Source organism: Clostridium sp. (genome assembly GCF_051654825.1).
Lineage (GTDB): Bacteria > Bacillota > Clostridia > Clostridiales > Clostridiaceae > Clostridium.
Map to the genome: position 1 here is coordinate 1 of NZ_JBOFYU010000174.1, position 24,186 is coordinate 24,186.

23 protein-coding genes, 4 tRNA genes, 1 pseudogene and 2 riboswitches are annotated in these 24,186 nt (G+C 27.9%); of the genes and pseudogenes, 2 read left to right on the forward strand and 26 right to left on the reverse strand.

Annotated features, from left to right (window positions below):
* Window positions 1-61: 61 nt before the first annotated feature.
* From ACRDBA_RS10245 to clpB, 5 genes are all read right to left on the reverse strand, one after another.
* Window positions 62-136: transfer RNA gene (locus ACRDBA_RS10245), tRNA-Gln, on the reverse strand.
* Between the two features lie 5 nt (window positions 137-141).
* A tRNA-His gene (locus tag ACRDBA_RS10250) sits at window positions 142-216 on the reverse strand.
* Between the two features lie 4 nt (window positions 217-220).
* Window positions 221-297 (reverse strand) — tRNA-Arg (locus ACRDBA_RS10255).
* A 9-nt stretch (window positions 298-306) separates the two neighbouring features.
* Window positions 307-383: transfer RNA gene (locus ACRDBA_RS10260), tRNA-Arg, on the reverse strand.
* A 170-nt stretch (window positions 384-553) separates the two neighbouring features.
* A complete protein-coding gene (gene clpB / locus ACRDBA_RS10265; RefSeq protein ID WP_438572828.1) occupies window positions 554-3,154 on the reverse strand; it encodes an ATP-dependent chaperone ClpB in 2,601 nt (866 codons plus the stop codon).
* A gap of 241 nt (window positions 3,155-3,395) precedes the next feature.
* Here clpB and ACRDBA_RS10270 point away from each other — a divergent pair, with 241 nt between their 5' ends.
* A complete protein-coding gene (locus ACRDBA_RS10270) occupies window positions 3,396-5,462 on the forward strand; it encodes a helix-turn-helix domain-containing protein (RefSeq protein ID WP_438572829.1) in 2,067 nt (688 codons plus the stop codon).
* A 356-nt stretch (window positions 5,463-5,818) separates the two neighbouring features.
* Here the strand turns inward: ACRDBA_RS10270 and ACRDBA_RS10275 are convergent, their stop codons facing one another.
* From ACRDBA_RS10275 to ACRDBA_RS10345, 15 genes are all read right to left on the reverse strand, one after another.
* Window positions 5,819-7,081: a transcriptional regulator gene (locus ACRDBA_RS10275; RefSeq protein ID WP_438572830.1), complete on the reverse strand. Its 1,263-nt coding sequence runs from the start codon at window positions 7,079-7,081 to the stop codon at window positions 5,819-5,821.
* Between the two features lie 17 nt (window positions 7,082-7,098).
* The gene (locus ACRDBA_RS10280; RefSeq protein ID WP_438572831.1) at window positions 7,099-8,400 is read right to left on the reverse strand and encodes a helix-turn-helix domain-containing protein; all 1,302 of its coding nucleotides are present in this window, start codon (window positions 8,398-8,400) and stop codon (window positions 7,099-7,101) included.
* 457 nt (window positions 8,401-8,857) lie between these two features.
* Complete coding sequence (locus tag ACRDBA_RS10285) at window positions 8,858-9,034, reverse strand: YtxH domain-containing protein (protein WP_438572832.1); 177 nt, start codon at window positions 9,032-9,034, stop codon at window positions 8,858-8,860.
* Window positions 9,035-9,107: 73 nt separating this feature from the next.
* Window positions 9,108-9,737, reverse strand: coding sequence for a ribonuclease H1 domain-containing protein (locus ACRDBA_RS10290; RefSeq protein WP_438572833.1), 630 nt, complete (start codon window positions 9,735-9,737; stop codon window positions 9,108-9,110).
* A 23-nt stretch (window positions 9,738-9,760) separates the two neighbouring features.
* On the reverse strand, window positions 9,761-10,717 hold the full coding sequence (locus ACRDBA_RS10295; RefSeq protein ID WP_438572834.1) for a YkvA family protein: 957 nt from the start codon (window positions 10,715-10,717) through the stop codon (window positions 9,761-9,763).
* Between the two features lie 26 nt (window positions 10,718-10,743).
* Window positions 10,744-11,187 (reverse strand): hypothetical protein, encoded by a 444-nt coding sequence (locus ACRDBA_RS10300; RefSeq protein WP_438572835.1) that lies wholly within the window; start codon window positions 11,185-11,187, stop codon window positions 10,744-10,746.
* 181 nt (window positions 11,188-11,368) lie between these two features.
* Complete coding sequence (locus tag ACRDBA_RS10305) at window positions 11,369-12,052, reverse strand: N-acetylmuramoyl-L-alanine amidase (protein WP_438572836.1); 684 nt, start codon at window positions 12,050-12,052, stop codon at window positions 11,369-11,371.
* A gap of 168 nt (window positions 12,053-12,220) precedes the next feature.
* Entirely contained in the window at window positions 12,221-13,045 is an 825-nt protein-coding gene (locus tag ACRDBA_RS10310; protein ID WP_438572837.1) for a MetQ/NlpA family ABC transporter substrate-binding protein, read from the reverse strand.
* A gap of 31 nt (window positions 13,046-13,076) precedes the next feature.
* Window positions 13,077-13,709 carry a methionine ABC transporter permease gene (locus ACRDBA_RS10315; RefSeq protein WP_438572838.1) on the reverse strand — a complete coding sequence of 211 codons (633 nt, stop codon included), beginning with the start codon at window positions 13,707-13,709 and terminating at the stop codon, window positions 13,077-13,079.
* On the reverse strand, window positions 13,709-14,671 hold the full coding sequence (locus ACRDBA_RS10320) for a methionine ABC transporter ATP-binding protein (RefSeq protein ID WP_438572839.1): 963 nt from the start codon (window positions 14,669-14,671) through the stop codon (window positions 13,709-13,711). Before ACRDBA_RS10320 ends, ACRDBA_RS10315 begins: the two co-directional genes overlap by 1 nt.
* A 92-nt stretch (window positions 14,672-14,763) precedes the next feature.
* Window positions 14,764-14,884: riboswitch (SAM riboswitch) on the reverse strand.
* A gap of 94 nt (window positions 14,885-14,978) precedes the next feature.
* A complete protein-coding gene (locus ACRDBA_RS10325; RefSeq protein WP_438572840.1) occupies window positions 14,979-15,485 on the reverse strand; it encodes a GNAT family N-acetyltransferase in 507 nt (168 codons plus the stop codon).
* Window positions 15,486-15,689: 204 nt separating this feature from the next.
* Window positions 15,690-17,165: a 4-alpha-glucanotransferase gene (gene malQ / locus ACRDBA_RS10330; RefSeq protein WP_438572841.1), complete on the reverse strand. Its 1,476-nt coding sequence runs from the start codon at window positions 17,163-17,165 to the stop codon at window positions 15,690-15,692.
* Between the two features lie 155 nt (window positions 17,166-17,320).
* The gene (locus ACRDBA_RS10335; protein ID WP_438572842.1) at window positions 17,321-17,515 is read right to left on the reverse strand and encodes a hypothetical protein; all 195 of its coding nucleotides are present in this window, start codon (window positions 17,513-17,515) and stop codon (window positions 17,321-17,323) included.
* Window positions 17,516-17,550: 35 nt separating this feature from the next.
* A complete protein-coding gene (locus ACRDBA_RS10340; protein ID WP_438572843.1) occupies window positions 17,551-18,111 on the reverse strand; it encodes a phosphatase PAP2 family protein in 561 nt (186 codons plus the stop codon).
* 43 nt (window positions 18,112-18,154) lie between these two features.
* Window positions 18,155-18,790 carry a thioester domain-containing protein gene (locus tag ACRDBA_RS10345; protein WP_438572844.1) on the reverse strand — a complete coding sequence of 212 codons (636 nt, stop codon included), beginning with the start codon at window positions 18,788-18,790 and terminating at the stop codon, window positions 18,155-18,157.
* Window positions 18,791-18,957: 167 nt separating this feature from the next.
* Window positions 18,958-19,121: riboswitch (M-box (ykoK) riboswitch) on the forward strand.
* A 183-nt stretch (window positions 19,122-19,304) separates the two neighbouring features.
* On the opposite strand from ACRDBA_RS10345, the gene mgtE reads away from it, so the two are divergent.
* On the forward strand, window positions 19,305-20,648 hold the full coding sequence (gene mgtE / locus ACRDBA_RS10350; RefSeq protein ID WP_438572845.1) for a magnesium transporter: 1,344 nt from the start codon (window positions 19,305-19,307) through the stop codon (window positions 20,646-20,648).
* Window positions 20,649-20,755: 107 nt separating this feature from the next.
* Here the strand turns inward: mgtE and ACRDBA_RS10355 are convergent, their stop codons facing one another.
* The 6 genes and pseudogenes from ACRDBA_RS10355 to ACRDBA_RS10380 all read right to left on the reverse strand — a co-directional run.
* Window positions 20,756-22,153 carry a cation:dicarboxylate symporter family transporter gene (locus ACRDBA_RS10355; protein WP_438572846.1) on the reverse strand — a complete coding sequence of 466 codons (1,398 nt, stop codon included), beginning with the start codon at window positions 22,151-22,153 and terminating at the stop codon, window positions 20,756-20,758.
* A gap of 364 nt (window positions 22,154-22,517) precedes the next feature.
* Entirely contained in the window at window positions 22,518-22,706 is a 189-nt protein-coding gene (locus tag ACRDBA_RS10360; RefSeq protein WP_438572847.1) for a cysteine-rich KTR domain-containing protein, read from the reverse strand.
* 96 nt (window positions 22,707-22,802) lie between these two features.
* A complete protein-coding gene (locus ACRDBA_RS10365; protein WP_438572848.1) occupies window positions 22,803-23,111 on the reverse strand; it encodes a DUF1048 domain-containing protein in 309 nt (102 codons plus the stop codon).
* Between the two features lie 9 nt (window positions 23,112-23,120).
* The gene (locus ACRDBA_RS10370) at window positions 23,121-23,468 is read right to left on the reverse strand and encodes a DUF1048 domain-containing protein (RefSeq protein WP_438572849.1); all 348 of its coding nucleotides are present in this window, start codon (window positions 23,466-23,468) and stop codon (window positions 23,121-23,123) included.
* Complete coding sequence (locus tag ACRDBA_RS10375) at window positions 23,468-23,791, reverse strand: PadR family transcriptional regulator (RefSeq protein ID WP_438572850.1); 324 nt, start codon at window positions 23,789-23,791, stop codon at window positions 23,468-23,470. Before ACRDBA_RS10375 ends, ACRDBA_RS10370 begins: the two co-directional genes overlap by 1 nt.
* A gap of 231 nt (window positions 23,792-24,022) precedes the next feature.
* Window positions 24,023-24,186, reverse strand: a pseudogene (locus tag ACRDBA_RS10380) (23S rRNA (uracil-5-)-methyltransferase RumA); the annotation flags it as partial.

The following is a 24,186-nucleotide window of genomic DNA, read 5'->3' on the forward strand; positions in this document are numbered from 1 at the left end:
CGAACCCGGTACACCTTGATTAAAAGTCAAGTGCTCTACCGATTGAGCTAGTAAACCTTAATGGCTGGGATAGCAGGATTTGAACCTACGAATACCGCAGTCAAAGTGCGGTGCCTTACCGCTTGGCGATATCCCAGCAAATGGGGTGAACGATGGGACTCGAACCCACGACAACCAGTGCCACAAACTGGCGCTCTACCACTGAACTACACTCACCATATGGTGCGTCTTAAGAGATTCGAACTCCTGGCCCACGCCTTAGAAGGGCGTTGCTCTATCCAGCTGAGCTAAAGACGCATAATTGTATGGTGCGGCTTAAGAGATTCGAACTCCTGGCCCACGCCTTAGAAGGGCGTTGCTCTATCCAGCTGAGCTAAAGCCGCATACATATTACGTTGTTTATAATACAACTAAACACCTCGTCTTGTCAACATATTATTACAAAAAAAATAAAGTTGCAATATAATAAATAGTTTAAATTTACTGCAAACTTGAGCTTACCCCTTTATTTTAGCAAAAAAATAGCTAACCTTTACAGTTAGCTACTCTCAAATTATTCTACATTAATTTTAATTTCATTATTTATTTCATCTATTATCACCTTAGATCCATAAGTTATTTCACCTTTAATTATTTTTCTAGCTAAATCATTTTCTAAGGTATTTTGTATATATCTTTTTAAAGGTCTAGCTCCATAAATCATATCATAACCTTCTTTAGCCATAATAGATTTTGCTCCATCAGTAACCTCTAATGTTATATTTCTATCTTTTAATCTATTTGAAACTTCTTTTAAGAATATATTTATTATCTTTTTAATTCCTGTTTCTGATAATGGCTTAAACATAATGACATCATCAACTCTATTTAAGAATTCTGGCTTAAATCTAAGCTTCATTTCATTCATTACGCTTTCTCTAATTGTAGGATTAACACCATCTTCATCAGTATTTTCTAAAAGATAACTACTTCCTATATTAGAGGTCATAATAATTATAGTATTTTTAAAATCTACTGTTTTTCCCTTATTATCAGTTAATCTACCATCATCTAAAATTTGTAGGAATAAATTAAATACATCTTCATGAGCTTTTTCTATTTCATCAAATAATATTACACTATATGGATTTCTTCTTACTGCTTCTGTTAATTGTCCACCTTCATCATATCCAACATATCCTGGAGGCGCTCCAACTAATCTAGATACAGAATGCTTTTCCATATATTCAGACATGTCTATTCTTATAATATTTTCTTCTGAATCAAATAAATTTCTTGCTAATGTCTTAGCTAATTCTGTTTTACCAACCCCTGTAGGTCCTAAGAATATAAATGACCCAATTGGTCTATTAACATCCTTTAGCCCTGCTCTTGCTCTTAAAATAGCATTAGCTACTGATGTAATTGCTTCTTCTTGACCAATTACTCTGTTTTGCATTTCATCTTCTAATCTTAGTAGTTTTTCTCTTTCACCTTCTAAAAGATTACTTACAGGTATTCCAGTCCATCTTGAAAGAATTTGTGATACTTCTTCTTCTGTTACCTCTTCTTTTAATAATGCACCTTCATAATTTTCTTTTACCTCAATTTCCTTTTTAGATATTTCTGCTTCTATTGCAGGTATTTCACTATATTGTATTTCTGCAGCCCTATTGTAGTCATAATTTCTTTGAGCAATTTCTAAATCTCCTCTTTTTTCATCAAGGCTTTCTTTTAAATTTCTTAAGCTAATAATAGCATCTCTTTCTTTTTCAAATTTTGCAGTCATTTCATCATTTTTTTCTTTTAACTCAGCTATGTCTTTTTCTAATGCTACTAATTTCTTTTTAGATCCCTCATCTTTTTCCTTTATTAATGCTTCTCTTTCAATTTCTAATTGGAATTGTCTTCTTCTTATTTTATCTAATTCTGTTGGAAGTGAATCTATTTCTGTTCTTATCATTGCTCCAGCTTCATCAATTAAATCTATTGCCTTATCAGGTAAATATCTATCTTGTATATATCTATCTGATAATTTTGAAGCTGCTACAATTGCTGAATCATGTATTCTTACTCCATGATGAATTTCAAATCTTTCTTTTAATCCTCTTAAGATAGATATTGCATCTTCTACTGTTGGTTCTTCAACAATTACAGGTTGGAATCTTCTTTCTAATGCCTTATCTTTCTCAATATATTGTCTGTATTCATCAAAGGTTGTTGCCCCTATACAGTGAAGTTCTCCCCTTGCAAGTAAAGGCTTAATTAAATTTCCTGCATCCATTGCCCCATCAGTTTTACCTGCTCCAACAATAGTATGAATTTCATCTATAAATAATATTATTCTTCCTTCACTACTTTGAACTTCCTTTAATACTGCCTTTAATCTTTCTTCAAATTCACCTCTATATTTAGCTCCCGCTATTAATGCTCCCATATCTAATGAGAAGATAGTTTTATCCTTTAATCCTTCTGGTACATCTCCTCTTACTATTCTTTCTGCTAAACCTTCAACAATTGCAGTTTTACCTACACCAGGTTCACCTATTAAAACTGGGTTGTTTTTAGTTCTTCTAGAAAGAATTCTTATAGCTCTTCTTATTTCTTCATCTCTTCCTATTACAGGATCTAGCTTATGCTTTTTAGCTAAATCAGTAAGATTAGTTCCATATTTGCCTAAAGCTTCATAAGTTCCTTCTGGATCTTGCGTTTCAACTCTTTGGCTCCCTCTTACTTCTGCTAAAACCTTCATAAAATTATCTTTATTTATATTATATTTACTTAATAACTTACTTGTTGATCCATTTTTGTCTACTTCCATAATTGCAAGCATTAAATGCTCAACACTTATATAAGAATCTTCAAATTGCTTAGATATATCATCTGCTTTCACTAAAACTTCTTCTATTTGTCTTGTTGCATAAACACCTGATGAGTTAGCTCCCTCTCCTAAAACTTTAGGCATACTATTTAAAGTATTATTTAAATCATCCTTTAAAGCCTTTAAAGGAACTGCCATCTTTGTTAATATATTTGGGATTAATCCATCTTCTTGCTCAACTAGAGCTGAAAATAGATGAATTACCTCCACTTGTTGATGATTATGTTTTACTGCTAATAAGCTAGCGTCATTTAAGGCTTGTTGTACTCTTAAAGTCATTTTATCAATATTCATTCTCTAGTCCTCCTCTTTTTTGCCTCTTTATTATTTTTAGCTTTAATTAAATATTAATACAAAAGTCAAAGAAAGTCAAAGTTTAATTATCATGTAATTTGTTCATTAAAATTTATTTTTTTCCAAACTGATAAATTTTCTTTCTTAGGTTATAATTAATGTATGAAAATAATAATTTATATTATATTTTATATAAATTATTTTAATTTTTTAATACTTTTATTAAAGGTGATGATATTTAATGAGAAAAGAATATATAACATATGATTCAGATTTACCCATTAAAATCACATATGCAAATATATCTAACTACCCTCTACATTGGCATAATTCTATAGAAATCATTTATGTTTTAAAGGGAAGTATAAAGGTTACAATTGATACAGATTCCTTTGATATTATAGAAAAGGAACTTGAAATAATTAATGTAAATGAAACTCATCGAGTTTATAGTGATGTAGATAATAGGGTTCTTATTTTTCACATAGATCCTTACTTCTTTGAAAAATATTATAAAGATATAAATAATATGTTCTTTTATACCAATACTACAGATGTTGGAGCTCAAGAGGGTGAAGAATATGATGAATTTAGATCGTTTCTTTCTAAAATACTTTGTGAAGTAGTTCAGCAAATAGAAGATTATGATGAAGAGATAGAATCAATGCTTGTTGATCTTTTATATCACTTAATTAATAATTTTCATTATTTAACCTATGAAAAAGAAGAACTAAAGGATAAAACAGAACAATTAGCTAGATATCATAGAATATCAAAATATATCTTCAATAACTATGATAGTAATATTACTTTACAAGATATAGCTAAAAAAGAGTTTTTAAGTCCGCACTACTTATCTCATGAAATTAAATATGCTACTGGATATAGCTTTACAGATTTAGTTAACCTTACAAGAGTTGAAGAATCTATAAAATTGCTTTTAGATAGTGATTTAAGTATTTCTGATATTTCTGATGAAGTTGGATTTTCACATGTTCGTTATTTAAATAAGAATTTTAAGCATTATTATAATTGCACTCCACTTCAATATAGAAAAAAACATAGATTAACAGAAAAGGAGTTTAATAATTCTAAAGTATTAGAATGTTATCCTTTATCTGAAGCACTTGATTATTTATCATATGATTTAGAAGATTATGAAAGATATAATTATGAAAATAGACTTTGGAAAATTCATATAGATATGGAAGATACTCTAATGGAATTTAATAAATCCTATAAGGAAATAATCAACTTAGGTGATGCCTTCGATTTATTAATTGAAGATAATAAGGATATTCTTGAAGAAACACAAGATGAAATCCACTTCGAATATGGTAGACTTGAAAAAGTGTTTTTTAGTGATATGGGCGTATTCCCAAATTCAGAATTCTATAATTGGAATAAGGCTAAAAGTGTAATAGAGTTTTTAGATTATATTGATTTAAAGCCCCTTATAGTTTTAGATAATCCTGCTTTTACAACTGAAAAATATATACAAGTATTAAAAAGCTTTTTGGAATATTTTTCAGAAATTGATTACCTAGATATAAGCGATTTTAAATTCCAAATGTCAACTTCTCTCTCTAAAGATATAGCTTTAGAAATACGTAAGTTTATTAAAAATACTTACGAATTAGATGTTATAGATAATCCATTTAAATCTGATAATATCTTAAATAAAATATACGATACAGCCTATATGCTTCCATATATAATACACAACACTATTTTTGAAGGAAACTCCTTAGACTTTCTTAGAGCCTTTGATGTTTTAGAAAGAGAAATAAGTTTAACAAATGAAGTTTTCATAGGAGCCCCTGGAATAGTAAATGATATGGGTATTAGAAAACCATCATATTATGGATATTATCTTCTTAGTAAATTAGGTGATGAAATTGTTTGTATGGATAACGGGTATATAGTAACTAAAAAGGATGATGAATATTGCATATTGCTTTACTCATATAGTGACACTCTTAATTCGTTAATAAATCCTGATTATATACATTCTCAAATAGAAAAAAGGCAAGTATATAAGAAAAAGCTTTCACTTAATATAGCTAATATAAAAAAATCATCTAGAATTATAACTTATGAAGTTAATGAGAGAATAGGATCATCTTATAATTACTGGCTTTCTATGGGTTCTCCTGATAGACTAGGAAAAGAAGAAAAAGAAATTTTACACAAAGCATCCTTTCCTCGCATAGACTTTAAGTTTTCAAAGAAAAATACCATACTTAATATTATTACAGAGCTAAAAGGTTATGGTGCTAAGCTAATTTTAATAAAAAATCTTAAATAAAGTACAAAAACACCACTTTTTGTGGTGTTTTTATGCTTTTTACAACCTCTTTAATCTTTTTCTAATAGCCTAAATGTACATAAATTGTAAGCATTTAAGTGGATTATTCTTTTCTCTTTTCCTTAATATAATGAATATATAATAAAGTAAGTTAAAGGGTTTATATACATATAAATTATGAAAGGAAGTATTGTTATGAGAGGATTATTCTTTATGCCAAATATATTTTCTACTAAATGCTCTTTATGGAAAATAGCAGCTAGCTTTTTAAATTTAAAATAAATTTTATAATATAAATAAACACTAATAAAAAGCTTATACAAAAGTATAAGCTTTTTATTAGTGTTTATTTATATTTATATATTTTCTTCCATCTTCATTGCCAAAGTAAAGTACTTTAACGAATCTTTCGCTTCGCCTAAATTATAATACATTTGAGCCATATCTAAATATCTTTGATATCGCTTTTCTTTATTATCAAATTTAAATAATGAATCTAAGGATAAATTCATATACATTTCTGCTTGTCTATGCATACCCTTCTTTTGAAGAATCATTCCTTTAAAATAATAAGCTTCTTCTATTAAAATAATATCCTCTGTATTTATAGCTAAATCTAAAGCTATATCTGTAATCTCATAAGCGAAATCATATTCGCTATTATTGTATAAGGTTCTTATACATGTGTTTAAAAACTTAACATATTTCTTTTTGTTGTGAGGAGGGAATAATCTAATCCCTTCTCTTATCTCTTCAATAGCCTTTTCTCTTTCATTAACATAAAAATAGCATTCACCATTTTTTCCCTTAGATATTGCTAGTGCTACTGGATTATCCTTTTGATATTGAAATGCTTTTTCTATATATTTTGTCGCTTCATCTTTTCTTAACATTATATTTAATGTTGCAAAAGTATGATATATAGCACCTTTATCTATATCATCATCTATACTATCAATGTATTTAATTGCTTCACTTAAAACGTCATATGCCTTATCTACTATCTTAAGTCTTTCATAACTAGTTCCCTCGTTATATGATAAATATGCGTATAAAGCTTTATCTTTTATTCCACCCTCAATAATAAGCTCTCTAATTCTTGAATAGTAGTTAATTGCCTCATTATACTCTCCAATACTAAAGAAGAATGTAGCCATATCTCTATAATAAGTTATAGTATTTTCTTCAGTATTATTTTTTTGGTATAAATCATAATATTGTGATATTATCAATTGTATATTTTCAACCTTATTATTTTCTACATAGAATGCAAACAATCTATGTATAAGCTCAAAAGCTAAATCATCATAGGAATATTCAATTGCATAACTTAAATTATGCTTTATTGCATTGTCCATTTCATCTTTTGCTATAGAATTACTTCTTATAAGCTCTAAGTTAGAAACTATTTGCTCATGAACATCTTGAACTAAATAGTTGTAATCTACGCCTAGACTATTAGCTATATATTCTAAAACATCTTTATCTACTTTTATTTTACCGTTTTCTATACAGCTCATTTTAGATATAGATATTTTATCTCCACATAGTTCTTTTAAAGTAATTCCTTGATATACCCTTGCTCTTTTTATTTTTTCACCAGTTGATAATATTTCCATTTTAACCCCCGCCTGAGTTAATTTTTAAGGATTCCGATTTCCCTAAAAATATTAACTCCTTTATCTAAATATTTAGCAGCTTCAAAGTCTTTTTTATTATCTATATAGAACTTACCTATCATAATAGCAACCTGCCCCGCTTTTTTGTATAAACCATTTGTCTCTGCTAAATTATAGGTGTCTATTAATATATATTCGGCTTCTTTTTGCATTTCCTTTATTGTATAAATTCTATACCATAGTAAATTGTATTCTATTAACCCCTCAATATCATCTTCTTTTAAATATGAGCTAATTTCTTTTAAAACTTCTTCACATTTTACAATGTTTTTAAGTTTGATATAATTTTCACATATATTAATCAAAGTATATATTACTCTCTCATCTTTTCTTCTTACCCTAATTTCTTTTGCAATTTCATAATGCTTAAAGGATTCTTCTATGTTCTCAAACTCGTAGAATAATTTCCCTAAATTATTTTCTATTTCTGATACATTAGTAAGTTCTTCTAATTCCTTATAAACTTCTAATGTTTTTTGCGAATATTTTATTGCATTGGCTAAGTCACCTTTTTTATTATATTCTGATGATAATAATAATAAAGTTTTTGCATATTCCTCTCTATTATGAACTTGCTCAAATTTTGTTTTAGCAAGGAAAGAATAATCCATTGCTTTACTAATATTATCAGTTTTAAAGTAAGCTTGAGCCATAAAGTAATAAATTTCACCTAACAAGTGATCATTTCCTATATTATTATCTAAATAAACCTTTTCAGCTTGTCTTAAATAACTACTTGCAGAATGATATGCTTTTAAGTTAAGCGTTATTTTTCCTAAATTTAAAAATGTATTAATAATCTCTTCATAATTGTTATTTTTAATAAAAATAACATTGGATGATAAAAAGAATTGTTGAGCTAATACTAATTCACCTTTTCCCATATAAATCTTTGCTCTTAAATATAGAATTTTTGCTTTTCTATATTCTAGATTATATTTTTCTGAGTAATATAAAGCATTTTCTATATATTTTTCTCCAGTAATATAATCTCCAGATAATATATAGGATTCAGCAACTTGCTCATAATACACACTGATTTTTTCAGCTTGTGTTTCTTCTGACTCCATTAAATACTCAACAGATGTTTGTAATGCCCCTGCTAAATATTCTAGTAAGTCCATAGATGGATTAGATCTACCTGATTCTACTAAACTGATTTGCCCCGGTGTAATTCTATCTCCTGCAAGATCTTTTAGAGTCATATTCAATTCTTTTCTTCTTCTTTTAATCTTTTCCCCTAACGCAAGAATTTCCATTATCCACTCTTCCTTTACATTTCCTAGATATGATTAATTTTCTAAATTTTATGTATTTACTTAATTGTATCACATTTTTTCAAATTTATATACCAATTATTATAAAATATCTTTTTTTTCACTATTTTTTTCGCCAAATTATATTTTATTATTTTTTATACCCTCTGTATTTTATTATACTATTTATTATACCATTAAAAGTATAAAAAAAACTAGATTTGTCATTTCAATCATTTACTAAAATTTATTTTTATTAGTTTTTTTAGATATATTTGTATATAAGTATTACTTATTTATATACTGTTTTTTATTGAAAATATTTTAATATAATTTTTCCTTTCATAAAAAAAATTACTTAAAACAATTTATTTCTTTTAATATTTGAATTTATTTATATATTTAAAAATAATATAAATAAAAAGAATGAAATTAAAAATTTCATTCTTTTCTCATTAAACTATTTCATATAACCAATCATAGTATCGTAAGCATCTTCCGCCATTCCCATAGCTCTTCTACTTGCTCTTTTAATACTTTTTTGTGTTTTTCTATCCAATTGTGGAATTAGCATAATACTAGCAGCTGCACCAATAACAGCGCCTGCTGCTAATCCTTTCATCATTTTACCCATCATTAGCACCTCTTTTTTATTTATTTTAATTTGATATACTTATGATATGTAAAATTGCCCAAATTATTCTTTTATTTTAATTATTAATTAATGCATTTTTAGCTAACTTATCTGCAATATCATTATATTTATTACCGGAATGTCCTTTTATCTTTTTAAACCTAACATCTATCTTTTTCATGTTTTCTTTCATAAAATCATGATAACCTGAAGTTATTAAATTATTTCTCTTCCAAGTCCCTAATGCCCAGCATTCTATTCCTTGATAGTCAAAGGCAATTGTAACTTCTTTAAAGTTATTATTTATCGCAAATTCAACAGCCTTCATAGCTCCTAAAACTTCTCCAGATACATTTCTTAATGGTATTGCCTCTTTATCAAATCCAACCCCACTGTCCTCATGAATAACTTCTCCATCATTAAGTGCAATTAATCCATAAGAGAAGTTCCCTTTATCAACCATAAAGCTTCCATCTACATAAATAATTAATCCATTTGACTCTACATCTTCTGCACTTTCACTTTCTGATTTTCTGCTACTCTTTCCTCCAGCCATTAATGATAAAAATTCTATTGCTTCCTTTTCTGTTCCAAAGCTTTTATATATAGCTCCTTTACATCCAATTACTTCTGCCTTACATTCTGCCCAATTTGTAAATATCTTTGGTACTCCAGATTTCCCTCTATATACTGAATAATACTTCATTAATTTCCTCCTAAAAATAAATCCTATAATTCAATTAATTCATCAACAGCTCTGTATAATTTTTCTACGTTTTTAGCTCCTGTAAATGTAGTAACATACTCTATTATGCTTTTTATTACTAATATTATATCATTTTTACCTTCCCAATTTTCAAGTATTACATAAACTGGTACATCGGTTACTATTCTATCTAATGCAAAGAATGCTACTGCTATTTCATCTATACGTCCTACAAACGGTATATTATTTGGTATTATATCTGTTGGAAAGACAATATACGCTAACGAACCTGATATTGCTAATTTAGTTTTTAAAGGAACTCTTTTATCCTTTAATAATCTATAAATTAAAGCACCCATATCTGGTAATATAAATATATAATCACTTACTTTTTTAGCTTTAAGCGGTAACTTTTCCTCAACATAATCCCTTCCTAAAGAATATCCATCTTTCACTTTATTTATAACAGATACTGATGTACATCCCCCTTCTTCTATTTTTGCAACCTTTTCCTCTTCCTTTATTATAGTTCCCTTTACTGATATATTTATATTTCCAACAGCTGCATTTAACATACCGTTACTTACAAAAATATCTTTTATATCAAAATCTATATATGGAACATCTAATAATATCTTCTTTATATTTATATATACTTTTCCCTTTTCATAAGTAATTCCCTTTTCTTCAAAGGCTTTAAGTGCATATTTTAATGCTAACTTTCTTAATATAGATGCTATACCTAACTTCATAAGCTTAAATGAAGATATTTCTGCTTGAATTATCCCATCTTCTATTCTATTAACTTTAAGACCTGCCTTAAATTCAATTGTAAATCCCTTTGTAAAGCTTCCTATAAATTGTATTTCTTCACCTATTAATACATTATCTATATTTAACCCATCAACACTTACAAATTCATTTATCATACTTAATAAATCATTACCAGTTACTCCAACTTTCACTTCTGATATGTTCATAATAATTCCTCCGTCCTTATTTACTTTTATCCAATTAAATATGTCTCTAAGTTTTTACCTTTAATAATTAAATGCTTGTCCTTTATATATACATCTTCAATAGATATAGAAAATGTACAGTACCTCTCTTCTAATTTTTCTATATCAACTAACATTTCGCTTTCATTTATATTTATATATTTCTTCTTAACAATTTTATTAATTAACTTAGTAATAAAGATATTTGAAACTTTAAAAACCCCTATTTTTGATACATTTAATTCTAATAATTTAATTACTAACGTTCCATCCTGTACCCCTTTTATAAATATCTCTCCATTAAACTTACTTTTTAGCTTTCCTAATGTATTTCCACTAAATTTTATTGTATTATCTATTTCTACACAAACTAATTCTATTCCCTTTTTAAGTGCTTTTATGTTTATCGCTGATTTTATCTCTTCTTCAGTTAAATATATTATGCTTTCCATATATACTCTACCCCTTTTAATATCACTGATATACATAAAATACTCCAACAATAATTAGAGTATACTCCATTTAATAATTTTTTAAAAGAATGTTTTACCATTTTATCTTTATCTTATTACAATCTTCTCTTGAAATATTTGATTTCAAAATAAAAATAGGTTCCTAAGAACCTATTTTTATTTAACCCTCATAAGGAATTATATATGCGTCTTTATGTCCTTGTGATATTGCTTCTTTAACAAGATTTTCAGCATCATCATAATCTTTAAAATATCCTATACAAACTCTCCACGCCGTCTTAGATGGTGTTTTAGGTTTTAGTACAGGTAAATCTATCAGTACTTTATCCACCATTGCTAGGCATGCCTTTGCTATCATGTACCCATATTTTTTTGCATCAAAGTTTATTTCTACGTTTTCATTTGATATAAAATCTGCTTTAACTACTACTGCTGGCATAATTGTTTCTCTTAAAACTGTGAAACTACCTTCTTTAATTCCTCTATCCTTTGATTTTAAGTTTGATATTAATTCATCTTTTATAAATTTTGCTAAACCTTCGGACTTTTGTCCTTTTTCAAATATAAATATTTCACTACCAGTTACTGATCTATCAACGAAAGAGTTCATATGAAAGCTAACAAAATAATCAGCATTCAACTTATTAGCAATATTCACCCTTTCATTTAGATCCAAATAAAAATCTGCCGTCCTAGTTAATATTACAGTTTCTCCATTTCGTTCTAAAAGTCTCTTTGCTTCATAAACAGCTTCTAGAACTATGTCAGCTTCCTTTTTACCTGTTGGGCCAATTGCACCAGGGTCAATTCCTCCATGGCCTGCATCTAATACCCATTTTGCCATGCCTGTCCCTCCTCTTTATTTGCCTTTTTTATAAACAAATAATATATTTTCATTTAATCTAATATATTAAATTCCACTACTATTTGTTACAAAGTTCAATATAATATTCTATTTTATTAGTCCATTATACAAATAAAATAGGAGTACCCCTTGGCACTCCTATACTCTTTAATTAAATGTTGCAATTACTGAACCTTCATATTTTTCTTCTATGAATTTTTTTGTTTCTTCAGAAGTTAATGCTTCTGTTAATACTTTTATCTTTTCTAATTCTTCATTTCCTTTTTTAACAGCTAGTATATTTCTATAATTTTTGGCAGCTTCTGAATCTTTATCTTCTATTGCTAATGCATCCTTAGCTGGATTTAAACCTGCTTCTAAAGCATAGTTACCATTTATAACAGCTGCATCTACCTCTTCTAATATTCTTGGTAATTGAGCTGCTTCTAATTCTTCAAACTCAAAATTCTTAGGATTTTCAACTATATCCTTTGGTGTAATTAATTCTCCATCCTTTAATTTTATTAACCCTTGCTTCTCTAATAATCTTAAAGCTCTAGCTTCATTTGATGGATCATTTGGTATTGCTATTCTTGCACCATCTTTTAACTCATCTAACTTTGTTAATTTCTTTGAATATAAAGCTATTGGCTCTAAGTGAATTGCTGCAGTGTAAGTTAAATCTAATTTTTTATTTTCATTAGTTTCATTTAAGTAAGCAATATGTTGGAAGTAGTTTGCATCTAACTCTCCTTCTGCTAAAGCTGTATTAGGTGTAACATAATCTGTAAACTCAATTACCTCTAATGTATATCCTGCTTCTTCAACTTGCGGCTTAATATTTTCTATTATTTCTTTGTGAGGAACTGGACTAACTCCAACCTTTATTACTTTATCATCTGTCCCTGAAGTATCATTTTTTGCCCCACATCCTATTAATCCTAAAGATAATATTCCTACTAATAAAACTGATAAAATTGATTTCTTTTTCATTTAAAATACCCCCTAAATTTATTAAAACTTATTATAATTTTTTATATAAATAATTTCCAAGTGATTGTAATACTTGTACTATTATGATTATTAATATTACTGTTATTATCATTACATCTGTTTGATATCTTTGATATCCATATCTGATGGCTAAGTCACCAAGGCCACCTCCACCAACTGTTCCAGCCATTGCTGAATATCCAATTATACTTATTATAGTTAAAGTTAGTCCTGATATTATTGATGGAACTGCTTCCTTAAGCATTACCTTAAAAATAATTTGTGTATTAGAAGCACCAAATGATTTAGCAGCTTCAACTACTCCTGGATCAACTTCCCTTAATGCTGATTCTATTACCCTAGCAACAAATGGTGCAGCTGCTATTGTTAGTGGAACTATTGCAGCTAACGTTCCTGTTGAACGTCCTACTATAGCTCTAGTAAATGGAACTATTGCAACTATCAAAATTATAAACGGAAAACTTCTTAAAATATTTATTACTGTATCTAATGATTTATATATTATCTTGTTTGGTTTTAAGCCATTGTCAGCTGTAACTATAAGAATTATAGCTGGAATAAATCCTATTATTATTGCAAATAAAGTTGAAAAAATAACCATTATTAATGTTTCTTTAAATGCTGGTATTAAAATATCTGCCATTAATTAAGCACCTCCCATATAATATCTTTTCCTTGTAAATATTCTAAAACTTTTAATTTATCATTTTCATTAATATTTATAACTAGGCTTCCAAGTACATCATCTCTAAACTTTTCTAATTTGCCCCATACAATAGAAAAGTCAACTTCTAGGTCTCTAGCCATTTTGGTTATTAATGCATTTTCTGATGATGTACTTGGGAAGAATAGCTTTATGTTAACCCCATCATTTGGTAGTAATTCATCATCCTCACCTAAGAATTTCTTAAGTGATACACCTGGTTTTAGGAAAAGTTCTTCTGATTGCCCTTCTGCTTTTAAAATGCCCCCTTCTATAAGCGCCACCTTTTCACAAACCTCTTTTACTACTTCCATTTGATGAGTAACAATAACAATTGTAATTCCTAATTCTTTATTTATTTTTAAAAGTAATGATAATATATCCTTAGTTGTTTTTGGATCTAATGCTGATGTAGCTTCATCACATAACAATATTTTAGGTTCTAATGCTAATGCCCTTGCAATTGCTACCCTTTGTTTTTGTCCACCACTTAATGATGATGGCTTAACATTTAGCTTATCTTCTAACCCAACTAATTTTAGCAATTCTAAAACTCTCTTTTTAACCTTGTCCTTTTTATATCCCCAAAGTTCTAAAGGGAGTGCTATATTATCAAAAACTGATTTTCTTTGTAAAAGATTAAAATTTTGAAATATCATTCCTAGATCTTTTCTAAATTCTCTTAACTCATTATTTTTAAGTTCTTTTACTTCCTTACCCATAACTTTTACTGAGCCACCGTTATAACTTTCCAATCCATTTATACATCTTAGTAATGTTGATTTTCCAGCTCCACTATGACCTATTAATCCATATATTTCACCTTCTTTAATATTTAAAGATACATCTTTTATTACATTAAGTTCGCCAAAGCTTTTATTTAAATTACTTATTTTAATCATTTATAATCCCACCTTATTTTCATTTTATATAACAAAAAAGCGCACTGGAGAATAAATCTCTAGTGCGCATAAAAATCACCTATTAATTTATTCTCTCATCTTTCAGCTAAAAAAAGCTGCAGGAATTAGCACCGTTTTATGAATTGGTAAATGAACCATCATATCGGTTGCTGGGTTTCACAGGGCCAGTCCCTCCACCACTCTAGATAAGAAACATCTTAAAGTATATTAAGTTTTTCATTAACATCATTATATCTGTACTTTTTATCTTTGTAAATAGTTTTTTCTTATTTTTATAAATTATGGATTATAATACTTTAAATTCAAAACAATAAAACTCTCCATCTTTTCCTTCTAAATTTATATTTCCCATATATTTAAATCCTTCTTTTTTATATAAGTTTTGTGCAATTACATTTTTACTAAATGTATCTAATCTTATATATTCAATACTTTCTTTTTTGGCTTTTTCCTTTATTTTATCCATCATTATTTTTCCATATCCACTACCTTTAAACTTATATGAAGTGAATAACCTATGTATCACTAAAGCTTCCTCATCACTACTCCATTTAATATTTTTATAATTTATATCTTCATCTTTATTCAAAACAACTCCTCCAACTATAGAGCTGTTTAATTCATTATCTACTAATACGTAAAACTCACCATTTTCTATATCTCTTTTAAAAATCTCTCTATTTGGATATTTCTTTGTCCAGCCAAAACCTTCATGCTTATTTTCTACTAAATCTATTAATATTTTATTTAATTCATCTAAATCATTTAAGTTTGCTAATCTAAATTCTTTCACCTTTATCCCTCACTAATTATATTATAATAAATTATTAACATTTTAACATACTACTTATTCTTTTTACTATTTAATTTTTATACAAAAATAAAAGCAACATAAGTTGTGAACTGCTCCTGTCTAATTGACAGTAGACAGTTCATTATTAGTTGCTTTTAGATATCTACATATTTAATTATATATATAATCATTATATTAAATCAGTTAAAGCCTTTCATAAATACTAGTAATTTCATAAAGCTTATTTGCTAATGAATCATTTAAATCAGACTTAGTTAACCTCCACGTCCAATTTCCCCCTAAAGTTGATGGAAAATTCATACGCCCCTCATTTCCTATTTCTAATAAATCTTGAATAGACGTTATCGCTAAATCTGCAATGCTTCCCCATGCACCTCTTATAAATCCCCAGTTTATTCCCTCTTCAACATTTAAACCTAAATATTTATTTGCTATATCTACTTCTTTCATAGTAGCTGTTTTAGTGTACCAACCACATATAGTGTCATTATCGTGAGTACCCGTGTAAACTACACAATTTCTATTATAATTATGTGGTAAATAAGCATTTCCTCCACCAAATGCAAATTGTAATATTTTCATTCCTGGAAATCCACTATCTTCTTTAAATTTTATTACTTCATCAGTTAGTATTCCTAGGTCTTCTGCAATTATTTCTAGTTCTCCTAGTTCATCCTTTATCTTATTAAAAAGCTTTAAGGCAGGTCCTTTAATCCATTTTCCATTTATAGCTGTATCTTCACCATAGGGTATTTCCCAATATGACTCAAATCCTCTAAAATGATCTATTCTAACTACATCATAAAGTTTAAAGCTTTCTCTTACCCTACTTATCCACCAGCTATATTCATCTTTTTCCATCTCATCCCAATTATAAATTGGATTTCCCCAAAGTTGTCCACTTTCAGAAAAAGCATCTGGCGGACATCCTGCTACTCTTGTTGGATTCATGTTAGAATCTAATTTAAAATTTCTTGGATTACTCCATACATCTACACTATCAGCTGCAACATATATAGGTATGTCCCCTATTATCTTAACATTATTCAAATTTGCATATTTTTTTAAATTAGTCCATTGTTGAAAGAACTTATACTGTACAAATTTCCAATAATTTATTTCATTACTTAACCTTAATCTATATAATTCTAATGTTCCTTTCTCTCTTAATTTAATATTATTACTCCAATTGCTCCAACTTACCAAATTAAAGTTAGTTTTTAATGCCATGTACAAAGAATAATCTTCTAACCACTCTTTATTTTCTCTTTCAAATATTTTTATATTCCAATCATATTTACTTTTAAAATTTATATAAGCTTTTCTTAAAACCTTATTTCTACTATTAAATATTGCTTCATAGTTTACACTATTGTCTTTATCTCCAAAAAATTCATCTTTATAATCATTTTCATCTAGTAAACCTTCGTCTTTTAATAAATCTAAGTCAATAAAATAAGGATTTCCTGCAAAAGCTGAAAAACATTGATATGGTGAATCCCCATATCCTGTAGGTCCTAAAGGTAGTATTTGCCAATATCTTTGTCCGGACTTCTTTAAAAAATCTACAAATTTGAAAGCTTCTTCTCCAAAGGTTCCAATTCCATATTTACTTGGTAATGATGTAATATGCATTAATATACCGCTACTTCGTTCCATAACCCTCTCCTATTTTATGCTTTATTTATTATATGAAATCAATAATAAAATTTCCTCTTATTTAACAAAAAATTCCTTTAAGTATATGCTACTATATTTAAAATTATCACTAAATCAATAAAACAGAGGTTTATAAAATATAAACCTCTGTTTTATTATTTATATATATTTTTCATAGCTTTTTTCATATCTACCATTACATCATTAAATTTGTTTCTAGCATCACTACTTAAATCTTCAATAGATTCAATTATATTTGAAATCTCATCTGCTACTTCTTCTGTAACTCTGCCTGATTTAATGTTTTTATAAACCTTCTTTATTTTTTTCTCTAGTTTTTCAGTTCCCATTATATTGCCTCCTAAATAGTAAAAAATATTTATATTCAATTCCTTGTGAATATTTTAGATTTATTTTTTCTGCTTAAATATTTTTTGTATATATAAATAGCAATTCGGCCTCCTATTAATCCCAATATAATTCCACCAATAATATCTGATGGATAATGAACAAATAAATATAATCTAGAAAATGCCATTAATGCTGCAAATCCATAAAATAAATATTTTTTATCTTTAAAATACTTAGCTAATACATTAGCTGCTGCAAATGAAGATGCTGTATGACCGGATGGAAAAGAATATGAATTTGGAGCCTCTATTATTAACTTTATATCTGGATTACTTACAAATGGTCTAACCCTCTGTATTATATTCTTTATAATTCCTTCACCTAAAATACTTGTAATTAATAATGCTAACAAAAGCGTAATTCCTACCCCTCTATATCTTTTGCTAAATAAAAGTACTATACCTATAAAAATCCATATAGCTCCTGCATTACCTAAAGTAGAAACTAACTTCATTATATTATCTAGTGCTTTACAATCAAGATATTCTCTTATCCACATTAAAATCCTTATATCAAAGCTATAAATCAAATCCATAATATTTATCTCCATTTAGATTACTTTTTAAATTATATTACTTTTACTTTCCTATAATTCCTTCTTCATTAACTGTTGATCTATTTATTCCATTTTCTTCATTAATAGCTCCATCATTATTTAGCACCATTACTATATCTTGAACTACATTATTTGTATCGTATTCTTTATATATATATTTGCCAGTTGGCTTACTTACTCCATTTACTCCATTATCATGAATAGATCTAATTGCGTTTATTATCTTAGGGTTATCTCCCTTAAATTTATAAACATCATATCCCTCTATTACACTCCATATCACTATTTGAGTTGCAAAATATGCTTGTTCTTCATTATCTAAGTTCAATTCTTGATATGTTTTATTGGGATAACCTGCATTTAAAACACCGTTAACAACATCTATTGGATCTCCAAGTAAAACAAAGTTTTCACCACTAGGATATTCTCTATCTATCTCTAAACAATACCCTACATTCTTTTTATCCTCTGAAGTAATTTTTCTAGCTTTAATATAAAAATCCTCATATTCAACTTGATATAAATAATTATTTTCAGTTGCTATCACCATATTATTAGGTATTATCATATTAGCACTTACTCTTATGGACATTGAAAATATCAATATAAGTGCAATTACAATTGATAATATACTTGTATTTTTCCTGCTTTTCACCATAATCACTCCTTTTAATTTCTCTAGTTATTTTTAGTAATTTTTATGTTAAATATACATTGATTTCTCTCTATTTCTATATTTTGTTTATTTAAAGATAAATATAATTTTATATTTATCTATCACATATAGATTTATATATTCATATATGATAGTATAAGTATAAAATAGAATAATTTTGTTAGGTGAGGCTCCTATAAAGAAATATGCTACTACCCAGAAAAATCTAGAGATTCCAATGGGTTAACAAAAATCATCGCCAAGGTGTTTTTTAACGTAGCTGATTTAATTATCTACGCTCTATAGTGCTAAAGCTCTACTTTTGTTTATAATGTATTTATGGACTTTTTGTGTAGAGCACAAAAAGTCTTTTTATTTTATAAAGGAGGATTATAAATGGATTCAGACCCTAGTAAACAGATTAACTTAAATAAAAATTTAATATTGAGTATTTAAGAGGATAACTAATTATATTTATTTTCATAAGGTTATCCTCTTAAAAAAGGAGGATAATTTTATGAAAATAAATATGAATAAATATGAATTAAGAAGCTTTTTACTTCATGCTCCACAATCTAGCATAATTAACTATGTAGAAACTCTACATCCAGTTGATATTCTAGACCTTTTAATAGAAAATCCTGAGGATAGCTTTGATATTTTAAGTAGATTACCTGAAAAAGTAATTGCTACTATTATTGATGAAGCTGAAAATGAAGAAAAACATTCTCTTTTAATGATGTTTTCTGATAATAAGCAAAAAAATATTATTGAGGAAATGTCTTCTGATGAGCTTGCAGACTTATTAGGCTTATTAGATGAAGAACAAGCAAATAAGATTTTATCTAAATTAACTGATAAGGATGCTAGAAACGTTAGACAATTAATGAGTTATGATCCTGATACAGCCGCTGGTATAATGGCTACTGAATTTATATCTATAAGAGAAGATATGTCTGTGTTAGATACTATACATTATCTTCAAAATAATAATGATGAAAGTGAAAATATTTATGATCTTTATGTTATTGATGTTTTAGATAAATTAAAGGGTATTGTTTCACTAAAAGATGTAGTAACTAGTAATTTTGATAGTAAGATTTCAGATATTTTAAATACAGAGTTTAAATCTATTCCTTACAATATGGATAAAGAAGAAGTAGGCTTAAAATTTGCTAAGTACGGATGTTTAACTATGCCTGTTACTGACGATTATAATAGATTATTAGGTATTATAACTGTTGATGATGCTATGCAAGTAATCAGAGATGAAGGAACAGAAGATATTAATCGTCTTGGTGGAGTTAATGATGGTGAAAAATTAAATGGAAAACTATCTGAATCTGTTAAATATAGATTACCTTGGCTACTTATTAATCTTCTTACCGCTATATTAGCATCATCTATTGTAGGTATGTTTGAAAGCACCATTGCACAAGTAGTTTCGCTTGCTACATTCATGCCTATAGTTGCTGGTATGGGTGGAAATGCTGGAACTCAAACATTAACTATAATCGTAAGAGGACTCGCTCTAGGTGAGTTAGATTATAAAAATACACGATACGTTTTATTTAAAGAGTTTGGTATAGGTGCTATTACCGGACTTGCCATTGGTATTGTTATAGCAATACTAGGATATATATGGGAAGGTAAAATTATATTTGGTATAGTTATTGGTATAGCTATGGTTTTAAATATGATTGTTGCAACTGTTACAGGATTTATAGTTCCGGTTGTTCTTAAAAAACTAAAAATTGATCCAGCTTTAGCTTCATCAATTTTCGTAACAACATTTACTGATGTTTTAGGTTTCTTCTTCTTCTTAGGATTAGCAACCTTATTCATTCAATATTTAGTATAAAAGTTTTATTGTTCGTAATGTTATTCAGTTAATAAAATTATATTGAAAATAGCTAAAAAGCAAGGTATTTAAAAGTACCTTGCTTTTTTATGATTATAAATTTTTAATTATCCTTTAACTAACTCTTCTTTATCACTATTGAAAACATCCTTGTCTATTTTATCAAAGCTATTTGCAACTGTAACAGCTGTAACCATTGTTCCATTAACATTTAACATTGTACGTCCCATATCTAATATTGGATCTATTGCTAAAATTCCTCCTGCTAAAGGAAATGCTGCTCCCATCCCCATGCTTGATATTACAACTGAAACTGCCATAGTCGCTGTACCTGGAAGTCCTGCTATACCAAATGAACTTATTACAATAATTAAAACTAACATTATAAAGAAACTAAAGTCCATTGGAGTTCCTGACATATTTGCTAATGTTATTGCCATTAATGCTGGATAAATAGCTGCACATCCATTCATTCCTCCATTAGCACCAATACTTCCTACAAAACTAGCAATTCCATTATCCATACCTACTTTATCTGTTAATGTTTCTATTGTAACAGGTAATGTTCCTAGACTAGATCTAGATGTAAATGCTAATATAAGTGGTTCGGAAACCCTCTTTACATATGTTATTGGGTTTAATCCATTTAACGAAACTATTATTAAATGTATTACAAACATTATTGCTATACTTACATATAAAGCAACTATAAAATCTAAAACACTTAGTATTTCTGATAATCCTCTTGCTATAATAGTATTTGCAAGTAAAGCTATTACAGCATATGGCATAAATCTTATTACGCTTACCGCTACACCTGTCATTATTTTATATCCAGCTTCAATTAAATCTACTGCTGGTTTTATAGTATCTGAAAAATCTTTATTTAATTTTTTAATTGCTAATCCAATAAATGCTGCAAATATAACTACTGCAACTACATTTGATTCAGCCATTACCTTTATAGGATTTGATGGTAATAACCCTCTTAATGTATCTACAATTGACGTAATTTCCTTTATTTCAGTAGTAGCTTGTATTGCTTCTCCACCAACTCCAAGTTTAAAGAAAGTACCAACTATTATTGCCACAATAGTTGCAATTGTAGTTGTCATCATTAATGTTAATATTGATCTAGATGTTAGCTTACCTAAGTTTTCTCCATCCTTTATATTTATAATTACTCTAATTATTGAAATAAATACTATTGGAACTACCAGCATTTTTAATAGATCCATAAATCCATATCCTATTAAACCATACCATTTAGTTACTTCTTTAATCCATGTTATTTCCCCTGGTGAACTAGGAAAACCTGCTATAAATTGCGCTAATCCCCCTAAAGCTAATCCAGATAATGTTGCTATTATCATACGCTTTGAAAAGCTAGCATTTTTCTTTTCTACCTTATAAACTAGAAAAAATAAACATAAAATAGCCCCTATAAATCCTATTGTTTTAACGTCTGTTATCATAACGAAGTCCTTTAAAAATGTGCTTTGCATAAATATCCCCCTTTTATTATTTAGTTAACCTATATATTTACTAGGTTTTAAATTAAAATTTTTTGATTTATTCTTCTCATTAAATTTTATATATTTTATATTATACTAATTTGTGCAATTTGACTACACTTTTTCAAAATATTTTTTATTTAGTTTCATTCGTAATATTCCCCACATTTTAAGCTAAATTTATAGTTGTATTACTTTTCATTATTCTATCTAATAAATGAAGTTAAAGTTTTATATTTACTACAATAAAAAATCCTTTGAAAGTTGTTATTAATCTCAAAGGATTTTTTAGTTCTAATAAACTAATTTAATTGTTTATACTAAAAGAGCCGATAACTGTGATTTAATTCACATGTTATCGGCTCTGCATCTTAACGTCTGGCTCTTTAACAACTGTAGTATTAAGCTGTTTTACATTTATTATTGTTTCATTTTTACACTTTGGACAAAATAATGGAAAGTTCTCAATTACTGTATCTTTTCTTATCTTGCTCCTTGTTTTATTGTTACATATGGGACATAATATCCAATTATCATTATTCATTATCCACCCCGTAGTTATTAAATTCTTTATCTTAAACTCTATTATTTTTATATCTACATACCTCTTTAAATTTATTTTATTAATAGACTTATCAAATTATTTATTTAAAGATTCTTGATATATCTCAGCATAAGTTTTTGAATCTTTAATTAAATCATCACAAAAAACAGCTACATCATTACCGGTCACTTCTAATACACTTTTACCTAAAGATGAACCTTCTTCAAAAAGATCAACAATTCCAACAAGCAAATCTATTCCTTCACTTAACTCAACAGGACCTACCTTATAAAGATATTTTTGAATCTCATTATAAACAATTTGATAATCCTTTGGAAGTGCTTTGATACGATCCATATGCGCTCTCCATTCTTTTTTACCTTCAATTATATCTCTTATACTCATTTTCTCCTCCTATTTACCTAATTTCTTAGCAATATTATTGTTTAATTGATTACGCCACTTATCTCTATAAGATTTTGCTCCATCTTCTCCAACTAACTCTAAGCAAAATCCCTTTATGTCTTCACCAAAAACTTCTTTCACACTCTGCCCATCAGCCGCTGTTTCTTCAAGTAAACCAAGTGCCCCATCAAGAATTGGCATTAAGTTTCTTCCAGTAAAATCTGAGTGCTCCCAAAGATTATTCTTAATTTCTTCCCATGCTATTCTAAACTCTTTAGGTAGATTTTTAGCCCTTAATTCAAAAGACTTAAATTCTCTAGTCATATCATTCCCAGTTATCTTATCCCAAAAATTCATTATCTTCTCTCCTTTAACTCATTGATTCTTATAGATACAAAATCCCACTTTTTCCAAAATTTCTTTAATTCCTCATGTCCTGCCTCATTTAATGTAAAAAACTTTCTAGGAGGTCCCATATCAGATGGTTTTTTTGTAGTTTCCACCAATTTATTCTTTTCAAGTCTCACTAATATTGTGTAAACTGTCCCATCTACAACATCAGCAAATCCTAGTGCATTTAGCTTTCTAGTAATTTCATAACCATAGGTTTCCTCATGGCTGATAATTTCAAGAACACAGCCTTCTAACACACCTTTCAACATTTCCGTAATATTTTCCAAAATAATTACCCCTCTACTATATAGTATTACTTATTACCACTATATAGTATCACTAAGTAGCAAAAGTGTCAACATACTATATTTTCCTATATAATTTATATTTCTAACTCTTATTATCCCAATATCAAAGTACTTTTTAACTTAAAATAAATATATATATATGCTGTAAATATAAAAGTAAAAAAGCCCTTGAATTCCTCATAAAATGAGTGTATTCAAGGGCTTTACATATTACTTTTTAATTAATTTAACTACAGTCTCAGCATGTGGTGTATTTGGGAACATGTCTTTTACAGTGCTCTTTACTACTTCATATCCACATGCTATTAATGTTTCTAGGTTTTCTACTAATGTCTTTGGATTACATGAAACATATATTATTTCCTTAGCATTAA

Coding starts and splice junctions, on each gene's coding strand:
- ACRDBA_RS10365 (WP_438572848.1), bottom strand. CDS start 23,111: ATGAGTATAAGAGATATAATTGAAGGTAAAAAAGAATGGAGAGCGCAT.
- ACRDBA_RS10355 (WP_438572846.1), bottom strand. CDS start 22,153: ATGCAAAGCACATTTTTAAAGGACTTCGTTATGATAACAGACGTTAAA.
- ACRDBA_RS10345 (WP_438572844.1), bottom strand. CDS start 18,790: ATGGTGAAAAGCAGGAAAAATACAAGTATATTATCAATTGTAATTGCA.
- ACRDBA_RS10300 (WP_438572835.1), bottom strand. CDS start 11,187: ATGGAAAGCATAATATATTTAACTGAAGAAGAGATAAAATCAGCGATA.
- ACRDBA_RS10305 (WP_438572836.1), bottom strand. CDS start 12,052: ATGGCAAAATGGGTATTAGATGCAGGCCATGGAGGAATTGACCCTGGT.
- ACRDBA_RS10290 (WP_438572833.1), bottom strand. CDS start 9,737: ATGAAGTATTATTCAGTATATAGAGGGAAATCTGGAGTACCAAAGATA.
- ACRDBA_RS10295 (WP_438572834.1), bottom strand. CDS start 10,717: ATGAACATATCAGAAGTGAAAGTTGGAGTAACTGGTAATGATTTATTA.
- ACRDBA_RS10270 (WP_438572829.1), top strand. CDS start 3,396: ATGAGAAAAGAATATATAACATATGATTCAGATTTACCCATTAAAATC.
- ACRDBA_RS10280 (WP_438572831.1), bottom strand. CDS start 8,400: ATGGAAATTCTTGCGTTAGGGGAAAAGATTAAAAGAAGAAGAAAAGAA.
- ACRDBA_RS10340 (WP_438572843.1), bottom strand. CDS start 18,111: ATGGATTTGATTTATAGCTTTGATATAAGGATTTTAATGTGGATAAGA.
- ACRDBA_RS10335 (WP_438572842.1), bottom strand. CDS start 17,515: ATGGGAACTGAAAAACTAGAGAAAAAAATAAAGAAGGTTTATAAAAAC.
- ACRDBA_RS10370 (WP_438572849.1), bottom strand. CDS start 23,468: ATGAATTTTTGGGATAAGATAACTGGGAATGATATGACTAGAGAATTT.
- ACRDBA_RS10285 (WP_438572832.1), bottom strand. CDS start 9,034: ATGATGGGTAAAATGATGAAAGGATTAGCAGCAGGCGCTGTTATTGGT.
- ACRDBA_RS10320 (WP_438572839.1), bottom strand. CDS start 14,671: ATGATTAAAATAAGTAATTTAAATAAAAGCTTTGGCGAACTTAATGTA.
- malQ (WP_438572841.1), bottom strand. CDS start 17,165: ATGGAACGAAGTAGCGGTATATTAATGCATATTACATCATTACCAAGT.
- ACRDBA_RS10315 (WP_438572838.1), bottom strand. CDS start 13,709: ATGGCAGATATTTTAATACCAGCATTTAAAGAAACATTAATAATGGTT.
- clpB (WP_438572828.1), bottom strand. CDS start 3,154: ATGAATATTGATAAAATGACTTTAAGAGTACAACAAGCCTTAAATGAC.
- ACRDBA_RS10275 (WP_438572830.1), bottom strand. CDS start 7,081: ATGGAAATATTATCAACTGGTGAAAAAATAAAAAGAGCAAGGGTATAT.
- ACRDBA_RS10360 (WP_438572847.1), bottom strand. CDS start 22,706: ATGAATAATGATAATTGGATATTATGTCCCATATGTAACAATAAAACA.
- ACRDBA_RS10310 (WP_438572837.1), bottom strand. CDS start 13,045: ATGAAAAAGAAATCAATTTTATCAGTTTTATTAGTAGGAATATTATCT.
- mgtE (WP_438572845.1), top strand. CDS start 19,305: ATGAAAATAAATATGAATAAATATGAATTAAGAAGCTTTTTACTTCAT.